The sequence below is a fragment of the Sutcliffiella sp. FSL R7-0096 genome (assembly GCF_038595065.1).
Classification (GTDB): Bacteria; Bacillota; Bacilli; order Bacillales; family Bacillaceae_I; genus Sutcliffiella_A.
Window position 1 is genome coordinate 3848032 of record NZ_CP152003.1, and the last position, 23420, is coordinate 3871451.

Consider the following 23420-nt stretch of genomic DNA (forward strand, 5'->3'; position numbering starts at 1 on the left):
ACTATAAACTAGTTAGGTTATCTGTTGGAAGAGTTGATCTTCGTTGCAGGAGCTTCGCTTTCCGCGGGCAGTCCGGAAGCCTCCTCGGGCTACGCCCTGCGGGGTCTTCCATGTCCTTTCCTCCCGCAGGAGTCTTCGCTCCTTCCACTGCGATCAACTAGAGAATTTCATTATTTTAAGCTTTGGCTACACACTGTAATATTCTTTAAAATATTGCTTCCACTAAAAAAACCAGCACCCTTTTGAAAGAGTGCCAGTTCTTCTTTAAACCGCCTTGTTAGTCGTGATCGGGGGGCCTGATTTACTTTTCAGCCTTTGGATTACAACTGCTACAGCAGCGATACCAATAGCAATCAAATCTGAAACTAATCCTGCATTAATAAGTGTCAGTGCAGCGGCAAGCAATAAGATACGGACCAGCAAATTCGTTTTGCTACCTGCAAACCAACCTTGGACCATCGCTGCCAAGAAATAGATTCCCACGGACGCGGTGATGGTCGCGAGGAGGATTTTCCACCCAGCTCCCATCATCATCAATTCTTGGCTATAAATGAACATAAATGGAACAATGAATGCCGCGATTCCTAGCTTGAAGGCAGTTACTCCTGTTTTAAACGGGTCAGTACCCGCGACACCCGCCGCAGCATAGGCAGCTAGTGCAACTGGAGGGGTTATGGCAGACATAACAGCAAAATAGAAAACAAACATGTGAGCTGCTAGAGGTTCTAGCCCCATTTGTATCAAGCCAGGGGCAACCACAGAAGCAGCAACAGCATAGGCAGCAGTTGTCGGCATCCCCATTCCTAGAATGATGGAGATAAGCATAGCAAAAACAAGTGCTACTAGCATATTGTTATCTGCAATACTCAATAAAAGGGAACTAAATCGTTGTCCAACACCAGTAAGAGCGATAACACCTACAATAATTCCTGCACATGCACATACTGCAAGTAATTGGATGGTATTTTTCATACCAAGTTCCAACGCATATATGACTTTTTTCAGCCCCATTCTCGTGGAAGGATGAATCCAGCTCACCACTAAACAAGCAAGAATGGAAATGGTCCCCGAGCGAATGACTGAATACCCCATCACTAAAGACGTGATCAAGATAATAATTGGGATGAACAGATATGCCTGTTTCAGGATTCCTTTTAAAGAAGGCAATTCATTACGCTTCAGTCCGCGCATATTATTTTTTACAGCCTGTAAATCTACCATAAAATAAACAGAAATGAAATATAGCAAGGCTGGAATGGTTGCGGCGATGATGATCTCAGAGTATTTTATACCGGTAACCTCTGCCATGATAAATGCCCCCGCACCCATGATCGGTACCATGATCTGACCGCCTGCAGATGCGGTGGCTTCCGTTGCCGCTGCAAATCGACCACTATAGCCGACCCTTCGCATCAAAGGTATTGTAAGGGAGCCTGTTGCCACTGCATTTCCTGCTGATGTACCATTCATCATACCCATCAGTCCGCTTGAGATAACTGCAACCTTAGCCGGACCACCACGCATTCCACCAGCCAATGAAAAGGCAAAGTCAATAAAATAACGACCAACACCTGACATTTGCAGGAAAGCCCCAAAAACGATAAATAACAGGATGTATTTAGATGATACATCTAGCGTGACACCGAAGATGCCATTATCTTTAAAAATATAAGTGACAAATCGTTCAAAACTGTAGCCTCTATGATTAAGGATCCCTGGCAAATATGGACCAATAAAGGCATATAAAGAAAAGATTCCTGCAAGGATAGGTAATGTCCACCCACTTGTTCTGCGAGTAAGTTCCAAAACTACAATAAAGCCTAGTACAGCAACTATAGTGTCTTGCGTTTGCGGAACGGTCCCGAACCGGCTAAGGACTGCTTGTAGATTCGTATAAATATAGAAGGTTACGTATAGAATTGCGGCAATTAATAACCAATCCAATATGGATACTTTGTTCGAATTTGTCTTCCATCCCTTAAATAAGATAAAGCCAAGTACAGCACCGAATGCTAGGTGAATACTTCTAAATATCATGGGATCGATGGGATGGAAATTCAGGATATATAAATGAAACAATGCTCCTGCTACTGCAATTGTCATGAAAGAATACTTTATCCAGCCAGTCAACACCCTCATGTTAGAATTTCCATCGACTGCTTCCTCTAGCTCTTTTGCTTTCTCATCACTGACTATGGATTGCTTCTTTTCTTCATTTGTTAGTTTATCCAAGCTAAAAACCTCCCTTACTTCTATCATTTTTTCAAATGGTATTCTAAAAGGTTTCTATGGAATAAACGCCTTTTGGAATACCATTTTCTAAAAGAACACTCACTCTCCAAACCACTGAGGAGAGTGAATGATGTAATTATTCGTTCTTATATTCAGGTGGATAGACAGATTCCGGGAGCTCTATGCCGATTTCTTCGTAATACTTGATAGCACCAGGATGCAATGGAACTGTTTCATTCAAGAGTATTGCTTCTGGCACTGCTTCTTCTGCAGAAGAATGGGTTGTTAGTAGAAGGTCATTGTTCTCATGGTATGCCTTCACTAACTCATAAACAAAATCAATATTCATTGTCTTATGAACGATTCCAAAATTAAACTGTGCAATTGTTTCAATATCCCCATGTTCGATGTTCTCATATGTTCCTGCTTCGATGGTGAAAGGAGTAAAAAATGGAAATTCCTCTATAACCTTGTCACGTTGTTCCCCATCAATCCCAAAAAGTGTTACATCTCGTAGTGCGGCTACTTCTTGAACAGCAGGAATAGGAAGTCCGGCCGCAAATCCAATAACATCAAGTTGTCCATCTTGTTGTTGAGAAGCCATGTCCCCTGCCCCAGCAAAGACAGGCGTAACATCCATCCCTAATAGTTCATGGATTTGAGGAAGATATGTTCCAGAAGTCCCTCCCATTGGGCCAACACCTGCACGATTAACGCCTTTGTCGATCATATCCTGAAGAGAACCAACCCCACTTGATTCAAGTGCCCACCAATGAAATGGCGTGTAGTACATTGGGAAAATGACACGAATGTCGTCATGTTTATTTCCATCAAACTCCGTTCCAACACCATTCATCGCTTCATAACCAGGACCAGTTGTTATCATTCCGAGGTCTTGATCACCATTTTGAATCAAGCGAATATTATCGACTGGACCTCCTGTTACTTCCACATTTGCCGTAACATTCAATTTAGATTCAAGCAGTTGTCCTAATCCACCACCATAAATGTAATAGACCCCGCCTTGGGATGCTGTTCCTATTACTACTGTCGATGGTGCATCTTGGTATTGAATTTCTGTATCATCACCACCACTGCCACCTGTTTCATTCCCTCCACAAGCAGCTGAAAAAATCAACCCAACGCTCGCAACAGAAGCTAATAAAGTACGTTTTAAATTCATATTGCTTTCCCCCTTTGATTTTATCTAACTATTCAAATTATAAAGCGCTTACATTTTATTGTGGTTATTTGCTCTTATTTTTCTTTTTGGTCTTTTTGGTCAGCAAAAAAAACAGCCTTCATAAAGGCTGTTTCCGATACAGATAGTTAATCTTCACTGTAAAGTAGCTCGTTCACTAATTCTTCTCCAATGACATTGGAATATTTCTGATAGACTGGGGTCAGCTCATTTCTCCATAGCTGTTTCTCTTCTTCTGTTAAATAATGAACTTCTAGGGAGTTTTCACCCTTAAGCTTTTCCAGCATTTCTTGGTTATGTGATTTAGCATATTCACGTAGCCATTCCGTCACTTCTCCCATCGCATCTTCAATGTTTTTCTGGTGATCGAGGGGCAGCGCATCCCAGAATTCAGCATTCATTAACACTGCGTATCCTAAATAATTATGATTAGTAACTGTCATATACTCCTGTTGTTTATAGAATCCTTTAGAATAGATATTGGAGAAAGTATTTTCGGTTCCGTCAATTCGACCTGAGCTTAAGGTTTCATAGACTTCATTGAATGAATATGTACTAGGTGATGCTCCAAGGTGTTTGTACGTATCCATCAATACATCACTTGGCATCACTCTTACAGCGATGCCTTCTACATCCCTTGGGTTCACGATTGGACGTATCCTGTTGGTAAATTGCTTAAAGCCGTTGTCCCAATAAGCGATGCCCTTATAACCACGAGTCCCGATGCTTTCAAAAAGCTTACTTCCTAATTCCCCTTCAAAAGCACGTCTCACCTCTAACTCGTCTTCAAAAACGAAGGGAAGATCCATCACCATCCAATTGGGATCATGAACTGTAACTTCAGAAAAAGCTGGAGCTATTAGGTGCACCTCATTCTCCAACAATGCCACAAACTCCTCCTGAGCATCATAAAGTACGCCGTTTGGGAATATCTGCACCTCCACCCAGCCATCAGTCTTTTCTCTCACTAACTTTGCAAACATCGCTGCTGCCAAACCTTTTGGAGTATTTTCTGCCACGACATGACTGAACTTAAGTACATACTTTTCATTTAACCCTTCCATTTCCACGTCAATGGCTTTAGGTTCCGATTTTACATCTCTCCCAAAACCGATATAAAAGGCAGAAATGACACCAAGACATAAAAATGCCACAATGGCAATAAAACCTTTCATCTCATTCACCTACCCCTTAAAACGATACATTTGTATCGGCCTTCCGATTGTGCCATATGTTAATTCCATCTCCACTTTTCCGACAGATTCTAAATAGCTCAAATACCTTCTGGCCGTTACTCTAGCAAGGCCGACATTTTTCCCGATTTCCTCAGCTGATTGTGCTTCTTTCAACTCATTTATATAGTTAATGACCTGATTAAGCGTTTGATGCTGCAGCCCTTTCGGTAAATGATCCACGCTTTCTTTTTTGGAAGTAACCATCACCTTATCCCATTTATCCTGGGAAATGGATGCTTCCCTATACAGTTGCCTTTGAACTTCCTTATATTGATGGAAAGCCTTTTCCAGTCGCTCAAAGGTAAATGGCTTTACAATATAATCTATTACTCCATTCCTCATGAATGACTTAACTGTGCTCGTATCGTTTGCTGCAGTCACTGCAATGATATCTACATCTATCTGATCCTGTCTAAGCTCTTGTATCAAAGAAAGACCATCTTGCCCCGGCATGTAGACATCCAAGAGAACCAAATCGGGCTCTAATTCTTCCATTAACTTTTTTCCTTCCACTCCAGAAGCAGCAACACCAGCAACGATAAAACCTTCTATTTTCTCTATAAAAAGTTTATTGACATGCTGCACCATAGGATCATCTTCAATCAATAAAACCTGAATCAATGAATCTTTTCTACCCATGTTCCCACACCCTCCTTTTCATCGGGAGCTTGATGTTGAATTCCGTTCCTTCTTGCGGCTGACTTTTGAAAGTAATTTTCCCGTCGACCCGTGACACGATGGAATGAATAAGAAACAACCCGATGCCCCTCCCTTGTTTCGCTTTGGTAGAATAGCCCCGTGAAAAGACTTTTTCTTTTTCTACGGTAAACATTCCTCCCCCATTGTCCTTGACTGTTATATGTAATTCCTCATCTGATTGCATTAACAGAATGCATACTTCCTTCCACTCATTCTTTGATTCGCTCAAGGCATCGAAGCTGTTATCTATTAGATTTCCAAGGATGACAACTAAATCATGATTGGTAATCCCCTCAGGATACTCCTCAAAACAACTCTCGGGATTAATCTTCACCTGATAGTTCAGTTCCTTTCCTCTACTAATTTTTCCAAGCAATAACCCCGCCACGTTATCGTCGTGAATCTTCTTTTGGAGCACCTGGGAAATACCTGTTTCCTCATCCTGCAAGGAAAAAATATATTCCAATGCCTTTGAGCTTTCTTCAAGCTGGATCAGCCCTGCAATCGTGTGCAATTTATTCGAGTATTCATGGTTTTGCACCCTAAGCGCCTCCACAAATGCTTGAACCCCTGTAAGCTCCTGCGCCAAACGATTAACTTCCGTCCTATCTTGGAAAATAGCCAACGCCCCAACATTCCTCTCCCCAACAGTTATGGGGACCCGATTACTCAAAATCGCCTTGTTTTGCACAAATAAATCCCGCTGGAAAATCGGCTTTCCCAATTCCAGTATTTCAGGCAATCTGGTATCAGGGATCACCTCACGGATCTTTGCACCGACTACATCCCCTTTAACGCCAAGCATCTTTTTTGCTGCATGGTTTATGACAGTGATCCGCTCCTTATCATCGATGGCAATGACCCCTTCATGGATGGCATTAAAAGTAGCTGTTCTTTCCACAAGTACACGAGCCAATTCGCCTGGCTCCATTTCAAATGTCTGCTTTTTAATGTGGTTGGCCAATAGCCAAGCTCCCCATACACCAAATAAAGTAGTGATAAAAACGATTACAATAATGGATTGTAAATATTCATAAACGATGTCTTTCATGGTCGGTAAGACATTCCCGACAACTACAACACCTATTTGATCTTGGACCTGATCTGCCTTTTTGATAGGGACAAATGCCCGTACTGAAGTATTGCCGTCGGCTACCTCTGCTTTAGAGATATAAATATGTTCCGCAAATGCAGGACCTTCGTCTCCTCCCATAAACGAAGTATTCACTCGCTCTTGTATAGGATGGGTAAGTCTGACCTTATCCATATTAAGGATGACAATATAATCATGGTTATTAATGACCCTTATCCGTTCCACAAGCGGCCTTAATAATTCTGGAGCATTTGGTTCTTCAACAGACTGTTGAACGACCGGGTTGGTAGCGACTACTTGAGCCGTAATTAATGCCCTTTGGGAAAATTGCTCTTCTTTTACACTTGACATATATCCCAACAAAATAATTCCAATGATGAGAAGGGAAAATAAGACAATGCCAAATGATAAGCCTGTTATTTTCCAACGAATCGGTAAATGGATTCTTTTCATATTAAACCTCTGTCTAAATTTTTTGATTATTTAAATAATCATACATGATAAAAAAAATCAGCGCAATCCATGTTGGAATCTACGCTGTGTCTATGTTCAAGATACATTTTTGGAAAGTACGGTAATCGGCACTTCTTTTAACTTTTTATCATATACCAAGGTTGTAAATATCGCTATCACCATAAAGGACATTAAAACACCAAACAACATTCCCATTCCAGAAAGGTCCACCAATACCCCTCCCATAAAGGGACCTAGCATCCTTCCGCCTGTTGCAGTCGAGTTGACGATTCCTTGATAGAACCCTTCCCGTCCTTTTGGGGCTAGTTGATTAGCCACAGTTGGAACAGCCGGCCAGACGAACATTTCACCGATTGTAATGATGATCATTGCTACAACAAAAGCTGTGTATTGCTCAGCTACTCCCACTACCGCGAAGGAAATAATGAATATGACCAATCCCACAATGATCTGGGTTTTCAACGTTTTTGTGTATTTTTTTACTACCCATGAAATGATGGGTTGTGCCAGTACGATTAATGCTCCATTTATTGTCCATAAAATGCTGTACTGCTTTAGGGATATCCCAAGTGATTGTGTATGTGTGGCAATGGTCGTCTGCCATTGGACATAGCCCATCCAGCACAGAAGATACCCGATACACACTGTTAATAAAGCGTACAGCTTAGTATGTTCCTTAATTCTTTGCTTTTGATCCAATACGGAGGTCTGGCTAGTAGGATTAGCCTGTATCTTCCGATAGCCAAATAATGCGATGATGAAAAAGATTGCGTACGTGACTGTATTCGCGAGGAATATGTAGTCAAAACGAATATCCGCCACAAGCCCCCCGAGTGCCGCTCCAATAGCCACACCAAGATTCTGTGATACATACATGGCATTGAACGATTTGCGTCCACCTTCCTTCCACACGGAACCTGCCATCGCGTACATGGATGGGAACACAATCCCTGATCCGAATCCAATGATGGTCAAGTACACCACATAGAAATTCCAAGTGTGATTGATGGTCAAGCCAATGAGTGCAATGATGGTGATGGAAATCCCTAAAAGAATGGACCGGTATCCACCAATTTTATCAAAAAGCACACCACCTATCAGGTTTCCTATTACACTTGCACCGGCATTAACCATTAGAACAAGTCCCGCCACAGAAAGCGACTTTCCAAGGATGTCATGAATGTATATAGTATTTAACGGCCATAAAAAAGAAGCCCCAGTTACGTTTATTGCCATACCAATAACTAATAACCAAAGGGCTCTGGGCATTTTAAACATAACTGCATGCCCTCCTTCAACCAATTATTTCGAAATCCAAAATAATTGTAATCCGTTTTGGGGGCAGTTTCAATATAAAAAAACAGAAATGAGAAAATGTATTTATTCTGACTTTTGGGACAGGGTGGGAGAGCTTATTATTTCGTATTCAGTTCGGTAATATCATGCATATCTTCAGTAATGGTCGATTATTGTGGCTTTTCTAGGAGGGGGAAGTGTAAGTTTTTCATGGTGATTGTACTTTTTCAGGTCTGATTGTGACTTTTTCGAGGGTTATTGTGACTTTTCCAGGTGTGATTGTGACTTTTTCGGGGGTTATTGTGACTTTTCCCCAGGGTATTGTGACTTTTGGCATATAATTCAAAATTCATACCAATTTTCAAATGCCTTCATCATATAAAAAAAGCAGCACCAAGGCTGCTCTCCTACTCATTCTCGCTATGATTCTTGGATCTGACTGGTTGGGCTTTTTTCAGATTCTTCTGCTTTACTTCCCTAACCGGATTATATTCTGCACCCATTTCTACTGCCGTATTTTCGGCGTTTCTCGTTTTTTGCTCCGGGTTATTTTGCTTGGAACGTTTCTTCATATTGGAGTTCTCCCTTCCACAAACAGTTAATGTCTCAATAAAGTCATTTCATTTTGAAGATTTTGCAACTGCAGGCGCATGCGATTTAATTGCTCGCGTTGCTGAGCATTACAACTCTGGGAAAGATGCATAAGGTCATTGTACGTTGCTTCGATTTGCTCTTGGGCACTTGTGAATTCGGTATCGTTATAGTGCTCCAGTTGCTTTGCTTCACTATATTGTGCATGTGCATTGCGCAGTGCATCTTCACATTGTTGAATAAATTGTTCAACAGATTCTCTTGTTGCCATGGTTCCATTCACCCCACAATTTTTCTGTGTACTCGGCTTTATTTTGCGCATTTTTTTCAAGTCCATGCTAAAAAAGTGAACGGCATTGAAGCTGGTTGTGGATACATGCTAAAATAGTTTGTTAGCATTAGTTGGACAAAAAGAGGAGGAGTACGGATGACTAAACAAACAACGCAAAATCCGTTTCCATATTCCGTTGAAGATAAACGATATCACACGTGGAATTATCATTTACGTAATCATTTCGGACATAAAGTATTCAAAGTGGCTTTAGATGGTGGTTTTGACTGCCCTAACCGTGATGGCACAGTAGCTCATGGCGGTTGCACATTTTGCAGTGCCGCAGGTTCCGGTGATTTTGCAGGAAACCGTGCAGATGATTTAATCACCCAATTTAATGAGATAAAAGCTAAAATGCATCATAAATGGAAAGACGGCAAATATATGGCCTATTTCCAGGCCTTCACCAATACGCACGCACCAGTAGAGGTCTTAAGGGAAAAATACGAAACCGTGCTACAGCAGGATGGGGTGGTCGGCCTTTCCATTGGAACACGGCCTGATTGCTTGCCAGATGATGTGGTGGAATATTTAGCCGAGTTGAATCAGCGCACTTATCTTTGGGTGGAGCTTGGTTTGCAAACGGTTCATGAGAGAACCGCCCTCCTGATCAATCGTGCCCATGACTTTGAAACATATGTGGAAGGTGTCAACAAATTGCGTAAGCATGGCATCCGTGTATGTTCCCATATCATTGACGGTCTGCCATTGGAAGATAATAAAATGATGATGGAAACGGCAGAGGCTGTTGCAAAGCTGGATGTGCAGGGAATCAAAATTCATTTGCTTCACCTCCTGAAGGGCACTCCTATGGTAAAGCAATATGAAAAAGGCATGCTGGAATTCCTTTCCTTCGAGGATTACATCCAACTAGTTTGCGATCAGTTGGAGATTTTGCCACCTGAAATGATCGTCCATCGCATTACAGGGGACGGCCCCATTGATATCATGATCGGTCCGATGTGGAGTGTGGATAAGTGGTCGGTACTGAATGCCATTGATGCTGAACTGAAAAGAAGAGACAGTTGGCAAGGAAAGTATTATGTTGGGAAAGGCGCTGAGGATGCACGATGAAATTGGAACGAGTCTTACCATACAGTAAAAAGATTTTGAAACTTGCTGTGTCAGAGGGTGATATTGCTGTTGATTGTACAGTTGGAAACGGACACGATACCCTCTTCCTTGCAGAGCTTGTTGGAGAGTCTGGCCATGTGTATGGCTTTGATATCCAACGTGAGGCTATAACGAACACTGATGCTCTGCTAGGGGAACATGGTGCTGAACCTCGTGTCACGCTGTTTGAAGCAAGCCATGCAGAGGTACTGGATAGAATTCCTTCTGAAAAACATGACCAGATCAGGGGGGCCATTTTCAATCTGGGTTACCTTCCTGGTGGAGACAAAGAAATTGTAACGGTACCAGAGAGTACGATCATCGCCGTGGACAAACTTCTTTCCGTCATGAAAAAAGAGGGAGTCATCATCATTGTCGTCTATCACGGCCACCCAGAAGGCCAGGTCGAACGGGATGCCCTTCTCGACTACGTCACCAAACTGGACCAGAAAAAAGCACATGTCCTGCAATACCGCTTCCTGAACCAAGTGAACAACCCACCATTCATCATCGCCTTAGAAAAAAAATAACAAAGGATCCGGCACAAAAGCCGGATCCTTTGTCGCTTTAACGTGGTGAGGGTCAGACCCCTTTTAACGCTTTATAACTTTAACGCAGTGAGGGTCAGACCCTTTTTAACATTTTATAACTTTAACGCAGTGAGGGTCAGACCCCTTTTAACACTTTATAACTTTAACACAGTGAGGGTCAGACCCCTTAAGCTCCACGCCAGCTTTGAAAACGTCGATAGGCCCTCCCGTTCATGTAGAAGAAGTAGGCGGTACCGCCACTTGCTTTGATGATGCTTTTTGCCATGGCGGAGATGTCTTTGCAGTCGTGGACTTTGCGATCTGAAAGATAGACACCGAGCAGACCACGGTTGATCAAGCGGTGAAATTTTTCAAAAGGCAAGCCTGCCGTATAGATATCCGCCTGCTCCATGAAATGCCTTAACCTGTCCATGAACACAGACTCATTCTCATAATACGTGCAGAAATTAAGATCTCCACCTTCCAGATCTTCTTCTTGATCAATGAAATAATCCAGTAGTATATGCAGTCCTTGTATATAAGGAAAATATCCTCCCACAATCTTTTCCGCATGATCTGCGGTAAAAGATTCACGGAAGGCCTGCGATACCAGACAAAAAATCCCTAAAGTGGATCCAGAACAAGCAGAGAACTCATACCATTCCATCGGTGGTAGCTCTTCCTTATAAATGGAGAACCACTCCTCAAGCCTTGGCACCCTTTCCTCCACCACTACATGCTTATGTACTTGCAAATCGCAATAATATCCGGCAAGCTTCACCAAGTGCGGAGCTATCAGGGCATAATTACCCAAAGAACTCAACACACTTTGGCAAGTTGTCACCAAACTTGCAAGGTACCCTCCATCTTCCTGCTCTTCCCTGAATCGGTAATAATTTTTCAAAGGGGCTCCGACAGTCAATGCATCCGGCATGGATTCATGAAGGGCTGAGAAATCCTCAGGATCCATCGAAGTACTCCTGTCGCATAGATTATCCAAATAATCACTTATGGTCTGATAAGCAACGATAAACTTTACCGCCTCACGAAAATCGACTCCTGCAAGCAACGATAGAATACCGCCACCTTCACAATGGAAGGCTTTCGCCTCGATACTTGCCAGCGCCTGCTTGCGAAGCTCCTCATCGGGAATATCAGACGCTCTCTTCTTCCAACACTCCAACTCCTCATATACCACAGGAAAAACATCTCGATACACCCTTTTCATCAAGGAAAAAGGATGGGTGGGTACCTTCAAATTCATTCACTTCCTTCTATTTGTAAGTCCACAAAAGCTTTGGCATAACGGAATACGCGATCCCGCTCAGGTTCATTAAAAATTTCGTGATAAAGACCTTTCCATTCCTTGTAGCTTTTTTCTTTTGCAGAAAGGGAATTGAACCATGTCTCTGAAGCAAACTTTTCCACAATCAGATCGTCGCCTGCCTGCATAAGTAATACAGGAATATCCGGAAACTTATCAATCCCCGTAAAGGCCTGATTCATGGACTGAACCAGCTCACGGTACCATCTAACAGATACTTTCGTGATATAAAGCTCATCTCCTGCAGCGCTTCTCCAGATTTCTTCATTTCTCGTCGCTTTGTCAATGGTGATCCCTGTTTCGAATTTCGTCTTTGGCAAGATAAAATTCAGTCCTTTTGATAGGACATCCAACCTTTTTGTTGGAGGTTGTATCAGCTTCAAACATGGAGAAGATAAAATAACTCCCTCTACCATCAATGGTTTCTTCTCCTGAAGTGTACGGATAACCGCCAGACCTCCCATGCTATGACCAATGACAAAAACGGGCGGCTTCAGAAGATATGCTTCTTTGATCCAGTTTTCCACTTCATCTATATATTCATCGAAATTATCGATATGTCCCCTTCTACGTGTGGAAAGTCCTTGTCCTGGCAAATCCCCCATGATGACATTGAATCCATTTGATTTCCACTGATCCATCAACCACTTATATCTCCCGTGATGTTCCTGAGCGCCATGAACAATAACGATGGTTCCCTTAGGTTCTTCTGCCTCCCATTTCCACATTCTCGAACACTCCCTCAAAATAATGACATTCTTTCTGATATAATAAAATAAAACAAACATTTCTTACAAGCCGGAGGAACTTATGTATAAAATATACCCATATCTTGATAAAAAACCACAGATTGATGAAACCGCCTATCTCGCTGATTTCTCGGTTATCACAGGAGATGTGACCATCGGTAAGGAAAGCAGCATCTGGTTCCACACAGTCATTCGTGGCGATGTAGCCCCTACGATCATTGGGGAGAGGGTTAACATCCAGGATCAATCCCTGCTTCATCAAAGTCCCAACAAACCTTTGATAATAGAAGATGATGTCACAGTTGGGCACCAATGTACACTACATAGCGCATTTGTTCGTAAAAACGCCTTAATTGGCATGGGCTCCATCATTCTAGACGGAGCTGAAATTGGCGAGGGAGCCTTTATTGGGGCCGGCAGCCTTGTGCCACCTGGAAAGCGTATTCCACCTAATTCGCTAGCATTCGGCCGGCCTGCCAAAGTCGTTCGCGAACTGACGGAAGTAGACAAGCAGGACATGGCACGAATCCGAAGAGAATACGTCGAAAAAGGACAATTTTATAAATCTGTCCAAAACTGATAATCCATACACACCACCCACTTTCGGGTTGTGTCAGACTGTTGACAAACTATAAACTAGTTAGGTTATCTGTTGGAAGAGTTGATCTTCGTTGCAGGAGCTTCGCTTTCCGCGGGCGGTCCGGGAGCCTCCTCGGGCTAACGCCCTGCGGGGTCTCCCATGTCCCTTCCTCCCGCAGGAGTCTTCGCTCCTTCCACTGCGATCAACTAGAGAATTTCATTATTTTAAGCTTTGTCTACACACTGACACCACCCACTTTAGGGTGGTGTATTTTTTATTCTTAAGTTTCTGTTAATTTTCCACGAGCTAACTCTAACCCTTTCTTTACAAAAGCTTATAACTTCCTAAATATTTGCCATTTAAAATGAAAGTAAGAATTTAGTCTAGATGAAAAGGAGTCCTGATGATGGAGAAATTACTCTTAAATTTCTACGAATTGGAATGTAATCTGTTCCGCAGTGTGAATCAGCATTTTGACAGAAAGCATGTGAACTTCTTTTTCCGCAACATCACGCATGTTGGAGGGGCTGCTTTCACTATTTGTATCCTTCTGCTTCTAATCATCTTCAGCAATCATTCTCTTAAATATACAGCTATGGCAGCAGGGCTTTCATTGGCGCTCAGTCATATTCCGGTGGCAATTGCCAAAAAACTTTATCCAAGACGCCGCCCTTATCTAGCTTTGGAAGCGACCAAAGTGGCTACCAATCCGTTAAAGGATCATTCATTCCCATCTGGCCATACCACCGCAGTCTTTTCCAGCGTCATCCCTTTTATTCTATTCATGCCACCTCTTGCAATTCTTTTAATCCCTATTGCGCTCTGTGTAGCAGTTTCAAGGATCTACCTTGGGCTCCATTATCCATCTGATGTTGCAGTCGGGGCGGTGCTTGGAACCAGCACAGGTATCCTGTCTTACATGATGGGTGTTCCACAATTTTATTAATTGAAGGAGGTTTATTATGAAAATTGCTATCTTTACAGATACGTTTGCTCCAGATGTTAATGGTGTAGCCAAAACCTTGCAACGTCTTACCAATTACTTGGACAGTCATGGGATGGAGTATAGGGTGTTTGCCCCGGAAAGTACAAGCAAGGATCTGTTCACAAGCCATGTTCACCGCTTCGCCAGTCTGCCATTTTTCTTGTATCCGGAATGCCGGCTCGCCCTGCCGAACATGCTCTCTGTCAAGGCGGAACTTCAAAGATTCAAACCTGACCTCATTCATGTTGCAACTCCCTTTAATATCGGTCTTTGCGGGCTTCACTATGCAAAAAAACTCGATATTCCAGTAGTAGGTTCCTACCACACCGATTTTGATAAATACCTCGAATACTACGACCTTCAATTTCTCACAAAAGTACTCTGGAGCTACATGCGCTGGTTCCATCGCCCATTGCGGAAGATTTTTGTTCCATCCACCGACACGCAAAATCACCTTAAGAAACATGGGTTCACCAATACTACCGTCTGGCCAAGAGGCGTGGACTGTTCGGTATTTCATCCTGCTGCCTCCTACTCAAAACAGTTGAAGAGCAAATATAAAATAAAAGAGAAATTTATCCTTTCTTATGTAGGAAGGCTCGCACCGGAGAAAGATGTTACGCTTCTTCCTGAAATTGCTGCAGCACTGCCGGAATCCATCCGTGATGAGGTACACTGGCTATTGGTAGGGGACGGTCCATTGAAACAGGAACTATACAAAAACGCCCCTCCTAATATGACCTTTGCCGGTTTCCAATCAGGTCAAAACCTTGTGGAAGTTTATGCAGGTTCCGATTTGTTCGTTTTTCCTTCCGCTACCGAAACCTTTGGCAATGTGGTGTTGGAATCCCTTGCATCCGGAACTCCCGTAGTGGGCGCAAAGGCCGGCGGAGTCAAAACCATCATACAGCAGGGTCTGACAGGGCATCTATGCAGTCAAGGCGATTCCAAAGCTTTTGCTGCAGCTATCACCAGCCTTCTGGTGGATGAAGAAAAACGGGACCAGATGGCCCTGGCAGGGCGTCAATATGCTCTCGAACAATCTTGGAATGCCATTTTTGATAAACTACTGAAAGACTATAAAGGCACATTGGCGCAAGAAAACTTACAAGAGCTTGCTTAAAAATTAATAATTTGCAACTTTTAAAGAAATCATTATATAATATAGACATCTTACTTGTTCGGAAGGAGGGAAAAAGATGTTACTATCTGTTAATGCTCGCACACAATACATGGCATACTTGCATATTTGTCGTGCAATTTTTCATGATTCAGCTTTCAACAGGACACGTATGTCCTTTTTTAGAAAGCTGAATAGAAAAGACAGATAGTGAGAGATCTTTTGCCCAAAAGCACACCGGATGGAACCTGTACTCTTTTTTGTACACCACCTGTGTCTAAATAAAACCATGGGAAAGAAGGCTTCTTCTTACTCATGGTTTTTTTGTGCTTTTAATTTCTGAAGGAGATGAAATTAACATGATGATATGTACGTTAAATAATATAAGTAAAAGTTTTGCAGGAACGATGATTTTTGAGGATGTTTCAATGGAAATCCAGGCAAATGACCGCATTGGACTTGTGGGAAAAAACGGAAGTGGAAAGACGACACTCTTTCAACTGATAAGCAGTTTGGAAGCCCCTGATAAAGGCGCCATTCATATAAAAAAAGGCGCAAGAATTGGATACCTTGCCCAGATTCCTTCCTATCCTGAAGGGACAACGGGAGAAGATGTATTACGCTCGGCTTTTCAGGAAACATTGGATCTGCAACATAAGCTTCGGGCTTTGGAGGAGCAAATGACAGTGGTAGCTGAAGAGAGCAAATTGAACAAGATAATGCTTGAATATGGCGTCCTGCAAGAACGGTTCGGTTTTATGGGAGGGTATGAAATGGACGCCTCCATCCAGCGAATTGCAAATGGGCTAAAAATCACCCATTTACTATCTCAGCCATTCTCAAGCTTGAGTGGCGGAGAGCAAACAAAGATTTGCCTTGGGTTTATTTTATTACAAAATCCTGACCTGCTTCTTCTTGATGAACCGACCAATCATCTTGATATATTTTCTGTAGAGTGGCTGGAACATTATTTAAAAGAATATGATGGGACAGTTGTTGCCATCTCACATGACCGTTATTTCCTAGATGAGGTAGCAACTAAAATCATAGATTTAGAGGACGGGGAGATTCACACTTATCACACCAACTACAGTGGTTTCCTAAAGGAAAAAGAAGAGAGATTGCTGTTGGAATTCTCCGCGTATCAAGAACAACAGAAAAAAATCAAGAAAATGAAAGAGGCAATCAAGCGCCTGAAGGAATGGGCGAATCAGAGTAATCCTCCAAATGCGGCCATGCACCGCCGTGCAAAAAGCATGGAAAAAGCATTAAATAGAATGGAAAAAATAAAACGTCCCATCCTTGAAAGGAAGGCAATGGGACTTCAATTTGATGCCACAGATCGCACCGGAAAAGATGCTGTCATAATGGAAAAGGTAAGTAAAGCTTTTGGTACGAAAGCTCTTTTCCAAGAAATTGATCTTGCGGTTTATTTTAGAGAGCGGGCTGCGATTGTTGGTCAAAATGGTACAGGTAAATCTACTCTGTTAAAGATATTACTTGGAAAACTGGATGCGGATAGTGGATTAATAAAACTTGGAAGTAATGCAAAAGTCGGTTATCTTTCTCAGCACATCCATGCTAGCAATCCGAACCAAACATTGATTGAAGCTTTCCGTGAGGACATTTCCATCACATTGGAACATGCAAGGCATGTGTTGGCGAAATTCTTGTTCTATGGACCTTCTGTATTCAAGAAAGTAGAGAATTTAAGTGGCGGGGAGAAAATGCGGTTACGTCTGGCCCAGCTAATGCACCAGGACATCAATTTGTTGATATTGGATGAGCCGACCAACCACCTCGATATCGATTCAAGAGAAGTTCTTGAAGAAGCATTAGAGGATTTCAATGGCACCATCCTTGCAGTCTCCCATGATCGATACTTCTTAAATAAATATTTTGAAAAAACATGTTGGCTAGAAGATGGGAGACTTGTATCCTATGAAGGGAATTACCAATATGCCCGTGGAAAGCGGGAGGAGTTGGAGAGGAAAAAGATTGTGAAAAATATCCCTCAATTGGTAGGGATTCAGAATAAGAAAGAGCACTCACCCCCTAACGGGAATAATATTAAAAGCTTTGAAGAGTTAGAAAGGAATTTAGAAGATTTGGAAACGAAAATCGTTGGGGTAGAAGCTCAAATGAGCAATGAAGATGATCTACAAACTCTTCAAAATTTACAAAATGAACTCACCCTTTTAGAATCCAAGAGAGAATCATTATATGTAAAATTAGAGGAAATCCTTTAGAACTAAAAAACCGCCCTAGAATAAAGCTCCTCAAAGAGCCTTATTCCCGGGCGGTTTTCCTTATTACCTATATTAAGCGTTCGCTTGCTCCTTCAAAGCAGCCGCTTTGTCTGTTTGCTCCCAAGGAAGATCCAGATCATTACGTCCGAAGTGGCCGTATGCTGCAGTTTGCTTGTAGATAGGACGACGAAGGTCTAGCATTTTAATGATGCCTGCTGGACGAAGGTCGAAGTTGTTGCGAACCAATTCAACTAATTTTTCTTCAGAAACTTTACCAGTTCCGAATGTATCAACTGCGATGGATACCGGTTGAGCGACACCGATCGCGTAAGCCAATTGCACTTCACACTTGTCAGCAAGTCCGCTTGCGACGATGTTTTTAGCTACATAGCGTGCAGCGTATGCACCAGAACGGTCTACTTTCGTTGCATCCTTACCGGAGAATGCTCCACCACCGTGGCGAGCGTATCCACCGTAAGTATCAACGATGATCTTACGTCCTGTAAGACCTGCATCCCCTTGAGGTCCACCGATTACGAAACGGCCAGTTGGGTTGATGAAATATTTTGTATTCTCGTCGATCAATTCAGCAGGAACCACCGGCTTGATTACATATTCCTTGATGTTTCGTTGGATACGATCCAAGGAAACCTCTGGGTGATGTTGAGTAGAGATTACGATTGTATCAATACGAACTGGTTGGTCGTTCTCATCATATTCCACTGTCACTTGCGTTTTACCGTCTGGACGTAAGTAAGGAAGAACCTCATCTTTTCTTACTTCTGTTAAACGGCGAGAAAGCTTGTGCGCCAGTGAGATAGGTAAGGGCATTAATTCCTTTGTTTCATTACAAGCAAATCCGAACATTAGACCTTGGTCTCCCGCTCCGATCGCTTCGATTTCTGCATCTGACATTTGACCTTCACGAGCTTCTAGAGCTTGGTCCACACCCATTGCGATGTCAGCAGACTGCTCATCGATGGAAGTAAGTACTGCACAAGTTTCCGCATCAAAACCGTACTTTGCACGAGTATAACCGATGCCTTGGATTGTTTCACGAACAATCTTAGGAATATCTACATAAGTGGAAGTGGTGATTTCTCCAGCTACCAATACCAATCCAGTAGTAACGGATGTTTCACACGCTACACGTGCATTCGGATCATTAGTTAGGATCGCATCCAGGATTGAATCGGAAATTTGGTCACAAATCTTATCCGGGTGCCCTTCCGTTACGGACTCAGAAGTAAATAAACGACGTTGTTTAGTCATTAAAAAAAGTTCCTCCTTTTTGTTTATGAAAAGCGTTTGACTTCTCTTCACTTACAGCAGTTATATTTGATACGGATCTCAGTTCCTATTGTGATGTTCTATGTTATCTTGTGTAAAAATAGAAAAAACCTTCCCACAAAATTGAGGAAAGGTTTGATGTCGAGAATTAGCCTTTCACTCTTATCGGTCAAGGTCATAGCCTTGCTCAGGTTTAGCACCTTTTCTCAAGCGACCAAAGAACTTGGCCTAATACAAAACAGCGGCGTGCTTTTTCGCGCTCGCTCATCCTTTGAGCAGGTTGCTGGGTTTCATAGGGCCTGTCCCTCCACCAGCTCGGAATAAGAGTATCCGTTCAAGGTTCTATATTAGCGTACTAAAACCTTTCATGTCAACAAAAAAGAGAAATAATTCGACATCGATTTACAGGAAATAATTGCTTCCTTATTATTATCGTCTTTCCTTTGTTTATACAGATATTCTAAGCCTTGAGAAATTGATCCATCATTCTCTTTTACTTATGGGAAACAGGGTTTATAATGGTAGAGGGAATCGGGCTCGTCCCCTCTTACTTTAGGAGAGAGTTGGTAACGCTTTCAATTTAGTTTTGCCAAAAATTCAATTCAAATGGTCTACTTTACATAATGACTCATAGCTTTTCCATTGGGATAAGCCTGTTTTTCACAAAATGTTAACGAATTCACATTAATTTTCATAAAATAAGCTAATTAGTATGGACTATTAGTTTAAATGTGTTATACTTTTTAACAGATGAGAAAAAACAAAAATAATTAATAATTCAAATTGAAGGAGAGTTATCCATGATGAAAACGGTTGGGATCGATAATGGGTTAACAAAATTAATTTACGGAAGTAACACACATGTACAGCTTTCTGTTCCGCAATTGGTGGAAAAAGTATTAAACCGTAACGAAGGCTGCTTGACCTCTACAGGTGCTGTGCTCGCAACCACTGGAAAATACACGGGTCGCTCCCCTAAAGATAAATTTATTGTGGAAGAAGAGTTAAGCAAAGATAAAATCGATTGGGGAACCGTAAACAGCCCTATCTCAGAAGACGTGTTTGACCGCTTGTATAATAAAGTACTAACATACTTAGAAAATAAAGAGGAGATTTTTGTTTTTAAAGGATTTGCCGGAGCTGATGAAAAATATCAATTACCTATCCAGGTAATTAATGAGTTTGCATGGCACAACCTTTTTGCTCAACAGTTATTCATCAAACCAAACGAAGAGCAGTTGGCCAAACATGAAACCTCCTTCAGCATTGTATCTGCACCAAACTTCAAGGCTGACCCAGCTGTGGATGGCACCAACTCAGAAGCATTCATCATCATTTCCTTCAGCAAACGCGTCGTTCTTATCGGTGGTACGGAATATGCTGGAGAAATGAAAAAGTCCATCTTCTCTGTTATGAACTACCTTTTACCGGAAAACGGCATCATGCCGATGCACTGCTCTGCAAATGTAGGCCGTGAAGGCGATGTAGCCTTATTCTTCGGACTATCCGGAACAGGTAAAACAACCCTATCCGCTGATCCAAACCGCAAGCTTATTGGTGATGATGAGCACGGTTGGTCCAACACGGGCGTATTCAACATTGAGGGCGGCTGCTATGCAAAATGCATCGGCCTGACACATGAAAAAGAACCACAAATCTTTGATGCAATCCGTTTCGGATCTGTGTTAGAAAATGTGGTCATTGATGGACAATCCAGAATTGCCGACTATGATAACTCTACACTAACAGAAAACACACGTGCAGCATATTCCTTGGATGCAATGGAAAATATCGTCCAACCTAGCATTGCCGGCCATCCGACAACCATCGTCTTTTTGACAGCTGATGCAACGGGCGTATTGCCTCCTATCTCCAAGCTTTCAAAAGAACAGGCGATGTTCCACTTCTTAAGTGGTTACACGAGTAAGCTTGCAGGTACAGAGCGCGGAATCACATCACCACAAGCAACATTCTCTACTTGCTTCGGTTCACCGTTCCTGCCGCTTCCAGCTACGACTTATGCAGAGATGCTCGGTAAGAAAATCGATGAGCACAACGTCCAAGTCTACCTTGTCAACACAGGCTGGACTGGCGGAGAATATGGTGTTGGAAACCGCATGAAGCTTTCTTACACTAGAGCGATGGTACAGGCGGCACTTGAAGGCGACCTGACAAATGTAGAAGTGGAAACAGACCCTTACTTCGGAGTTTCCATCCCTGTGCATGTCCCTGGTGTACCTGATGAAGTGTTGCAACCGAAGAAAACTTGGCATGACGAAGAAAAATACGATCAGTTTGCTCGTGAGCTTGCAGGCAAATTCAAAGCAAACTTCAAGAAATTTGAGAATGTACCGGCGGAAGTCCTTGAGATGGGCGGGCCTACGGTTTAATACAGAGAAGAGCGGAAACCATCATCATTGGTTCCGCTCTTTCTTTTGTTCTTTCATCCACAATGTCAACCGCTCCACAATCCTCCGGTTCTCCCTTGGCGGAAAATAATGCGTGTACTCCGGATAATACCATGCCTCCACCTTCTTTCCCATCTCCTTCGCACACCTTTCTAATCGATAGGAGTGCTCAATGGAAACGTTCTTGTCCCGCTCCCCGTGGATAAGCAAGATTGGAGCATCCAACCTATCAAGCTCCAGTAAAGGCGTCCGCCATTCATATCGTTCCGGATACTTATTCGGCGTTCCTCCTATCACACGTTTCATCATGCGGCGCAAATCCACTCTTTCCTCGTAGGTGAGAAACATATCAGATACCCCGCCCCAGGATACAACAGAACACACTTCAGGAAACTCTATTCCTGTCATAAGAGCCATCACGCCCCCACGTGAGAAACCGAACACATGAATGCGGTCAGCCTTCACCTTTTTTAGACCTGCTAACAACTTATAAGCAGAAAACGCATCCACCCTGTCATCCCCAGCAAAGTCTTCATTTCCCTCCCCACCTTGATTACCACGGTAAAAAGGTGCCATTACCACAAACCCTTCCGAGGCGAACTGAACGATCCTACCAACCCGGACCTGTCCGACATTTTTGATTCCGCCCCTTAAATATAGAAATCCATCATACTTCCCCTCCGCTTTCGGTTCGGCAAGTAACCCCTTCACCTTCAACCCACCGCTATAATATGTTACCGAAAAAACAAGGATATGCGGACTTGGTGATGGATATGGAGTTTTTTCAACAATCATCCCGTCTTGCAAAATATTGCCCCCCTTTTACGCACTAGGCATTCACACATATTTAGCACAAATCATACGCTACTCTATACAAACATACAAAGCATATGCCCAAAATTTCTGAGGAGGTTGGACATGAAAGGTTTACGAATAGCATCAAGTATTTTATTATCATTTATTTTAATCGTTGCCCTTGCAGCTTGCGGTGGTGGCAAAACAGAAAAGGTCCGGATTGCCGAAGTTACCCGTTCTATTTTCTATGCTCCCCAATATGTTGCGATTGAAAAAGGCTTTTTTGAAGAAGAAGGACTTGAAGTGGAACTTACCACAACTTGGGGTGGGGATAAAACGATGACCACCCTTTTGGCTGACGGTGCGGAAGTGGCATTGGTAGGTTCGGAGACATCCATTTATGTGTATGCGCAAGGCTCGAATGACCCAATCATCAACTTTGCCCAGCTAACGCAGACAGACGGAACATTTTTAGTGTCCAGAGAAAAGCTTGAAACCTTTTCGTGGGACGATTTAAAAGGCAGGACATTCCTTGGTCAGCGCAAAGGTGGGATGCCACAAATGGCTGGAGAGTTTGTCCTTAAAAAACATGGTATTGATCCACAAAATGATTTGAATCTCATCCAAAATGTCGACTTTGCTAATATCCCTAGTGCCTTCGCTTCAGGAACAGGAGAATTCGTGCAGCTGTTCGAACCGCAGGCTAGTATTTTTGAAGCGGAAGGCATTGGTTATATCGTCGCTTCTTTCGGGGAAGAATCAGGCCACCTTCCATATACGACATTCATGGCCAAAGAAAGCTTTTTAAAAGAGAATGCAGAAGCAGCTCAAAAATTCACCCGCGCCCTCTACAAGGCACAGCAATGGGTGGAAAATAATCCTGCCTCTGAAACAGCCAAAGTCATTCTCCCATATTTTGAGGATACATCGGTGGAGTTGATTGAAACCGTAATAGACCGCTATAAGAGTCAAGGCTCCTTCGCAACTGACCCAATCCTTGACCAAGAGGAGTGGGAAAACCTGCAGAACATCATGCAAGAAGCCGGTGAGCTACCCAAATATGTAGAACATGGCACACTGGTCAATACCACCATTGCAGAAGAGGTAATGGAAGAATAGGATGAT

General features: G+C 42.7%; 21 protein-coding genes and 1 riboswitch. Of the genes, 9 read left to right on the forward strand and 12 right to left on the reverse strand.

Features of this window, described 5'->3' with window-relative positions:
• Positions 1–264: 264 nt before the first annotated feature.
• The 8 genes from MKY77_RS19755 to MKY77_RS19790 form a co-directional block, all read right to left on the reverse strand.
• The gene (locus tag MKY77_RS19755; protein ID WP_339147367.1) at positions 265–2232 is read right to left on the reverse strand and encodes a TRAP transporter permease; all 1968 of its coding nucleotides are present in this window, start codon (positions 2230–2232) and stop codon (positions 265–267) included.
• A gap of 136 nt (positions 2233–2368) precedes the next feature.
• Entirely contained in the window at positions 2369–3415 is a 1047-nt protein-coding gene (locus tag MKY77_RS19760) for a TAXI family TRAP transporter solute-binding subunit (RefSeq protein ID WP_339147368.1), read from the reverse strand.
• 146 nt (positions 3416–3561) lie between these two features.
• Positions 3562–4608: a TRAP transporter substrate-binding protein gene (locus MKY77_RS19765; RefSeq protein WP_339147370.1), complete on the reverse strand. Its 1047-nt coding sequence runs from the start codon at positions 4606–4608 to the stop codon at positions 3562–3564.
• A gap of 9 nt (positions 4609–4617) precedes the next feature.
• Complete coding sequence (locus MKY77_RS19770; protein ID WP_339147371.1) at positions 4618–5307, reverse strand: response regulator; 690 nt, start codon at positions 5305–5307, stop codon at positions 4618–4620.
• Positions 5300–6913, reverse strand: a complete 1614-nt coding sequence (locus MKY77_RS19775; protein WP_339147372.1) for a sensor histidine kinase — start codon at positions 6911–6913, stop codon at positions 5300–5302. Before MKY77_RS19775 ends, MKY77_RS19770 begins: the two co-directional genes overlap by 8 nt.
• Before the next feature lie 96 nt (positions 6914–7009).
• Complete coding sequence (locus tag MKY77_RS19780; RefSeq protein ID WP_339149866.1) at positions 7010–8203, reverse strand: MFS transporter; 1194 nt, start codon at positions 8201–8203, stop codon at positions 7010–7012.
• A 434-nt stretch (positions 8204–8637) separates the two neighbouring features.
• A complete protein-coding gene (locus MKY77_RS19785) occupies positions 8638–8802 on the reverse strand; it encodes a hypothetical protein (RefSeq protein ID WP_047971026.1) in 165 nt (54 codons plus the stop codon).
• Positions 8803–8828: 26 nt separating this feature from the next.
• Complete coding sequence (locus tag MKY77_RS19790) at positions 8829–9092, reverse strand: YtzC family protein (protein WP_063559813.1); 264 nt, start codon at positions 9090–9092, stop codon at positions 8829–8831.
• Positions 9093–9248: 156 nt separating this feature from the next.
• Here MKY77_RS19790 and MKY77_RS19795 point away from each other — a divergent pair, with 156 nt between their 5' ends.
• Together MKY77_RS19795 and MKY77_RS19800 are read left to right on the forward strand one after the other, a co-directional pair.
• A complete protein-coding gene (locus MKY77_RS19795; protein ID WP_339147373.1) occupies positions 9249–10226 on the forward strand; it encodes a TIGR01212 family radical SAM protein in 978 nt (325 codons plus the stop codon).
• A complete protein-coding gene (locus tag MKY77_RS19800; RefSeq protein ID WP_339147375.1) occupies positions 10223–10795 on the forward strand; it encodes a class I SAM-dependent methyltransferase in 573 nt (190 codons plus the stop codon). Before MKY77_RS19795 ends, MKY77_RS19800 begins: the two co-directional genes overlap by 4 nt.
• Before the next feature lie 187 nt (positions 10796–10982).
• Here the strand turns inward: MKY77_RS19800 and MKY77_RS19805 are convergent, their stop codons facing one another.
• Both MKY77_RS19805 and MKY77_RS19810 read right to left on the reverse strand, forming a co-directional pair.
• Positions 10983–12053 carry a tetraprenyl-beta-curcumene synthase family protein gene (locus MKY77_RS19805; protein ID WP_339149867.1) on the reverse strand — a complete coding sequence of 357 codons (1071 nt, stop codon included), beginning with the start codon at positions 12051–12053 and terminating at the stop codon, positions 10983–10985.
• A gap of 2 nt (positions 12054–12055) precedes the next feature.
• Positions 12056–12847 carry an alpha/beta hydrolase gene (locus MKY77_RS19810; protein ID WP_339147376.1) on the reverse strand — a complete coding sequence of 264 codons (792 nt, stop codon included), beginning with the start codon at positions 12845–12847 and terminating at the stop codon, positions 12056–12058.
• 82 nt (positions 12848–12929) lie between these two features.
• Between MKY77_RS19810 and MKY77_RS19815 the strand changes: the two genes are divergently transcribed.
• The 5 genes from MKY77_RS19815 to abc-f all read left to right on the forward strand — a co-directional run bounded on the left by MKY77_RS19815 (position 12930) and on the right by abc-f (position 17802).
• Positions 12930–13448 (forward strand): gamma carbonic anhydrase family protein, encoded by a 519-nt coding sequence (locus MKY77_RS19815; protein ID WP_339147377.1) that lies wholly within the window; start codon positions 12930–12932, stop codon positions 13446–13448.
• A gap of 406 nt (positions 13449–13854) precedes the next feature.
• Positions 13855–14394 carry a phosphatase PAP2 family protein gene (locus MKY77_RS19820; protein WP_339149868.1) on the forward strand — a complete coding sequence of 180 codons (540 nt, stop codon included), beginning with the start codon at positions 13855–13857 and terminating at the stop codon, positions 14392–14394.
• Positions 14395–14410: 16 nt separating this feature from the next.
• The gene (locus MKY77_RS19825) at positions 14411–15556 is read left to right on the forward strand and encodes a glycosyltransferase family 1 protein (protein ID WP_339147378.1); all 1146 of its coding nucleotides are present in this window, start codon (positions 14411–14413) and stop codon (positions 15554–15556) included.
• A 76-nt stretch (positions 15557–15632) separates the two neighbouring features.
• Positions 15633–15764, forward strand: a complete 132-nt coding sequence (locus tag MKY77_RS19830) for an RAxF-45 family protein (protein ID WP_339147379.1) — start codon at positions 15633–15635, stop codon at positions 15762–15764.
• 148 nt (positions 15765–15912) lie between these two features.
• On the forward strand, positions 15913–17802 hold the full coding sequence (gene abc-f / locus MKY77_RS19835; RefSeq protein ID WP_339147380.1) for an ABC-F type ribosomal protection protein: 1890 nt from the start codon (positions 15913–15915) through the stop codon (positions 17800–17802).
• A 72-nt stretch (positions 17803–17874) separates the two neighbouring features.
• On the opposite strand, the gene metK is transcribed toward abc-f, so the two are convergent.
• Positions 17875–19074 (reverse strand): methionine adenosyltransferase, encoded by a 1200-nt coding sequence (gene metK / locus MKY77_RS19840; RefSeq protein WP_339147381.1) that lies wholly within the window; start codon positions 19072–19074, stop codon positions 17875–17877.
• Positions 19075–19251: 177 nt separating this feature from the next.
• Positions 19252–19419, reverse strand: a riboswitch (SAM riboswitch).
• Positions 19420–19895: 476 nt separating this feature from the next.
• On the opposite strand from metK, the gene pckA reads away from it, so the two are divergent.
• Positions 19896–21482: a phosphoenolpyruvate carboxykinase (ATP) gene (pckA, locus tag MKY77_RS19845; RefSeq protein WP_339149869.1), complete on the forward strand. Its 1587-nt coding sequence runs from the start codon at positions 19896–19898 to the stop codon at positions 21480–21482.
• Positions 21483–21506: 24 nt separating this feature from the next.
• Here the strand turns inward: pckA and MKY77_RS19850 are convergent, their stop codons facing one another.
• A complete protein-coding gene (locus MKY77_RS19850) occupies positions 21507–22295 on the reverse strand; it encodes a prolyl oligopeptidase family serine peptidase (RefSeq protein ID WP_339149870.1) in 789 nt (262 codons plus the stop codon).
• Between the two features lie 123 nt (positions 22296–22418).
• Between MKY77_RS19850 and MKY77_RS19855 the strand changes: the two genes are divergently transcribed.
• The gene (locus MKY77_RS19855; RefSeq protein ID WP_339147382.1) at positions 22419–23414 is read left to right on the forward strand and encodes an ABC transporter substrate-binding protein; all 996 of its coding nucleotides are present in this window, start codon (positions 22419–22421) and stop codon (positions 23412–23414) included.
• The last annotated feature ends 6 nt before the right edge of the window (positions 23415–23420 follow it).

Excerpts from the sequence above, each read along its gene's own strand:
- MKY77_RS19795 (WP_339147373.1), top strand. The coding sequence starts at position 9,249 with ATGACTAAACAAACAACGCAAAATCCGTTTCCATATTCCGTTGAAGAT.
- MKY77_RS19820 (WP_339149868.1), top strand. The coding sequence starts at position 13,855 with ATGGAGAAATTACTCTTAAATTTCTACGAATTGGAATGTAATCTGTTC.
- MKY77_RS19765 (WP_339147370.1), bottom strand. The coding sequence starts at position 4,608 with ATGAAAGGTTTTATTGCCATTGTGGCATTTTTATGTCTTGGTGTCATT.
- MKY77_RS19855 (WP_339147382.1), top strand. The coding sequence starts at position 22,419 with ATGAAAGGTTTACGAATAGCATCAAGTATTTTATTATCATTTATTTTA.
- MKY77_RS19775 (WP_339147372.1), bottom strand. The coding sequence starts at position 6,913 with ATGAAAAGAATCCATTTACCGATTCGTTGGAAAATAACAGGCTTATCA.
- MKY77_RS19800 (WP_339147375.1), top strand. The coding sequence starts at position 10,223 with ATGAAATTGGAACGAGTCTTACCATACAGTAAAAAGATTTTGAAACTT.
- MKY77_RS19760 (WP_339147368.1), bottom strand. The coding sequence starts at position 3,415 with ATGAATTTAAAACGTACTTTATTAGCTTCTGTTGCGAGCGTTGGGTTG.
- metK (WP_339147381.1), bottom strand. The coding sequence starts at position 19,074 with ATGACTAAACAACGTCGTTTATTTACTTCTGAGTCCGTAACGGAAGGG.
- MKY77_RS19830 (WP_339147379.1), top strand. The coding sequence starts at position 15,633 with ATGTTACTATCTGTTAATGCTCGCACACAATACATGGCATACTTGCAT.
- abc-f (WP_339147380.1), top strand. The coding sequence starts at position 15,913 with ATGATGATATGTACGTTAAATAATATAAGTAAAAGTTTTGCAGGAACG.
- MKY77_RS19770 (WP_339147371.1), bottom strand. The coding sequence starts at position 5,307 with ATGGGTAGAAAAGATTCATTGATTCAGGTTTTATTGATTGAAGATGAT.
- pckA (WP_339149869.1), top strand. The coding sequence starts at position 19,896 with ATGAAAACGGTTGGGATCGATAATGGGTTAACAAAATTAATTTACGGA.
- MKY77_RS19825 (WP_339147378.1), top strand. The coding sequence starts at position 14,411 with ATGAAAATTGCTATCTTTACAGATACGTTTGCTCCAGATGTTAATGGT.
- MKY77_RS19780 (WP_339149866.1), bottom strand. The coding sequence starts at position 8,203 with ATGCCCAGAGCCCTTTGGTTATTAGTTATTGGTATGGCAATAAACGTA.
- MKY77_RS19785 (WP_047971026.1), bottom strand. The coding sequence starts at position 8,802 with ATGAAGAAACGTTCCAAGCAAAATAACCCGGAGCAAAAAACGAGAAAC.
- MKY77_RS19815 (WP_339147377.1), top strand. The coding sequence starts at position 12,930 with ATGTATAAAATATACCCATATCTTGATAAAAAACCACAGATTGATGAA.
- MKY77_RS19790 (WP_063559813.1), bottom strand. The coding sequence starts at position 9,092 with ATGGCAACAAGAGAATCTGTTGAACAATTTATTCAACAATGTGAAGAT.
- MKY77_RS19850 (WP_339149870.1), bottom strand. The coding sequence starts at position 22,295 with ATGATTGTTGAAAAAACTCCATATCCATCACCAAGTCCGCATATCCTT.
- MKY77_RS19810 (WP_339147376.1), bottom strand. The coding sequence starts at position 12,847 with ATGTGGAAATGGGAGGCAGAAGAACCTAAGGGAACCATCGTTATTGTT.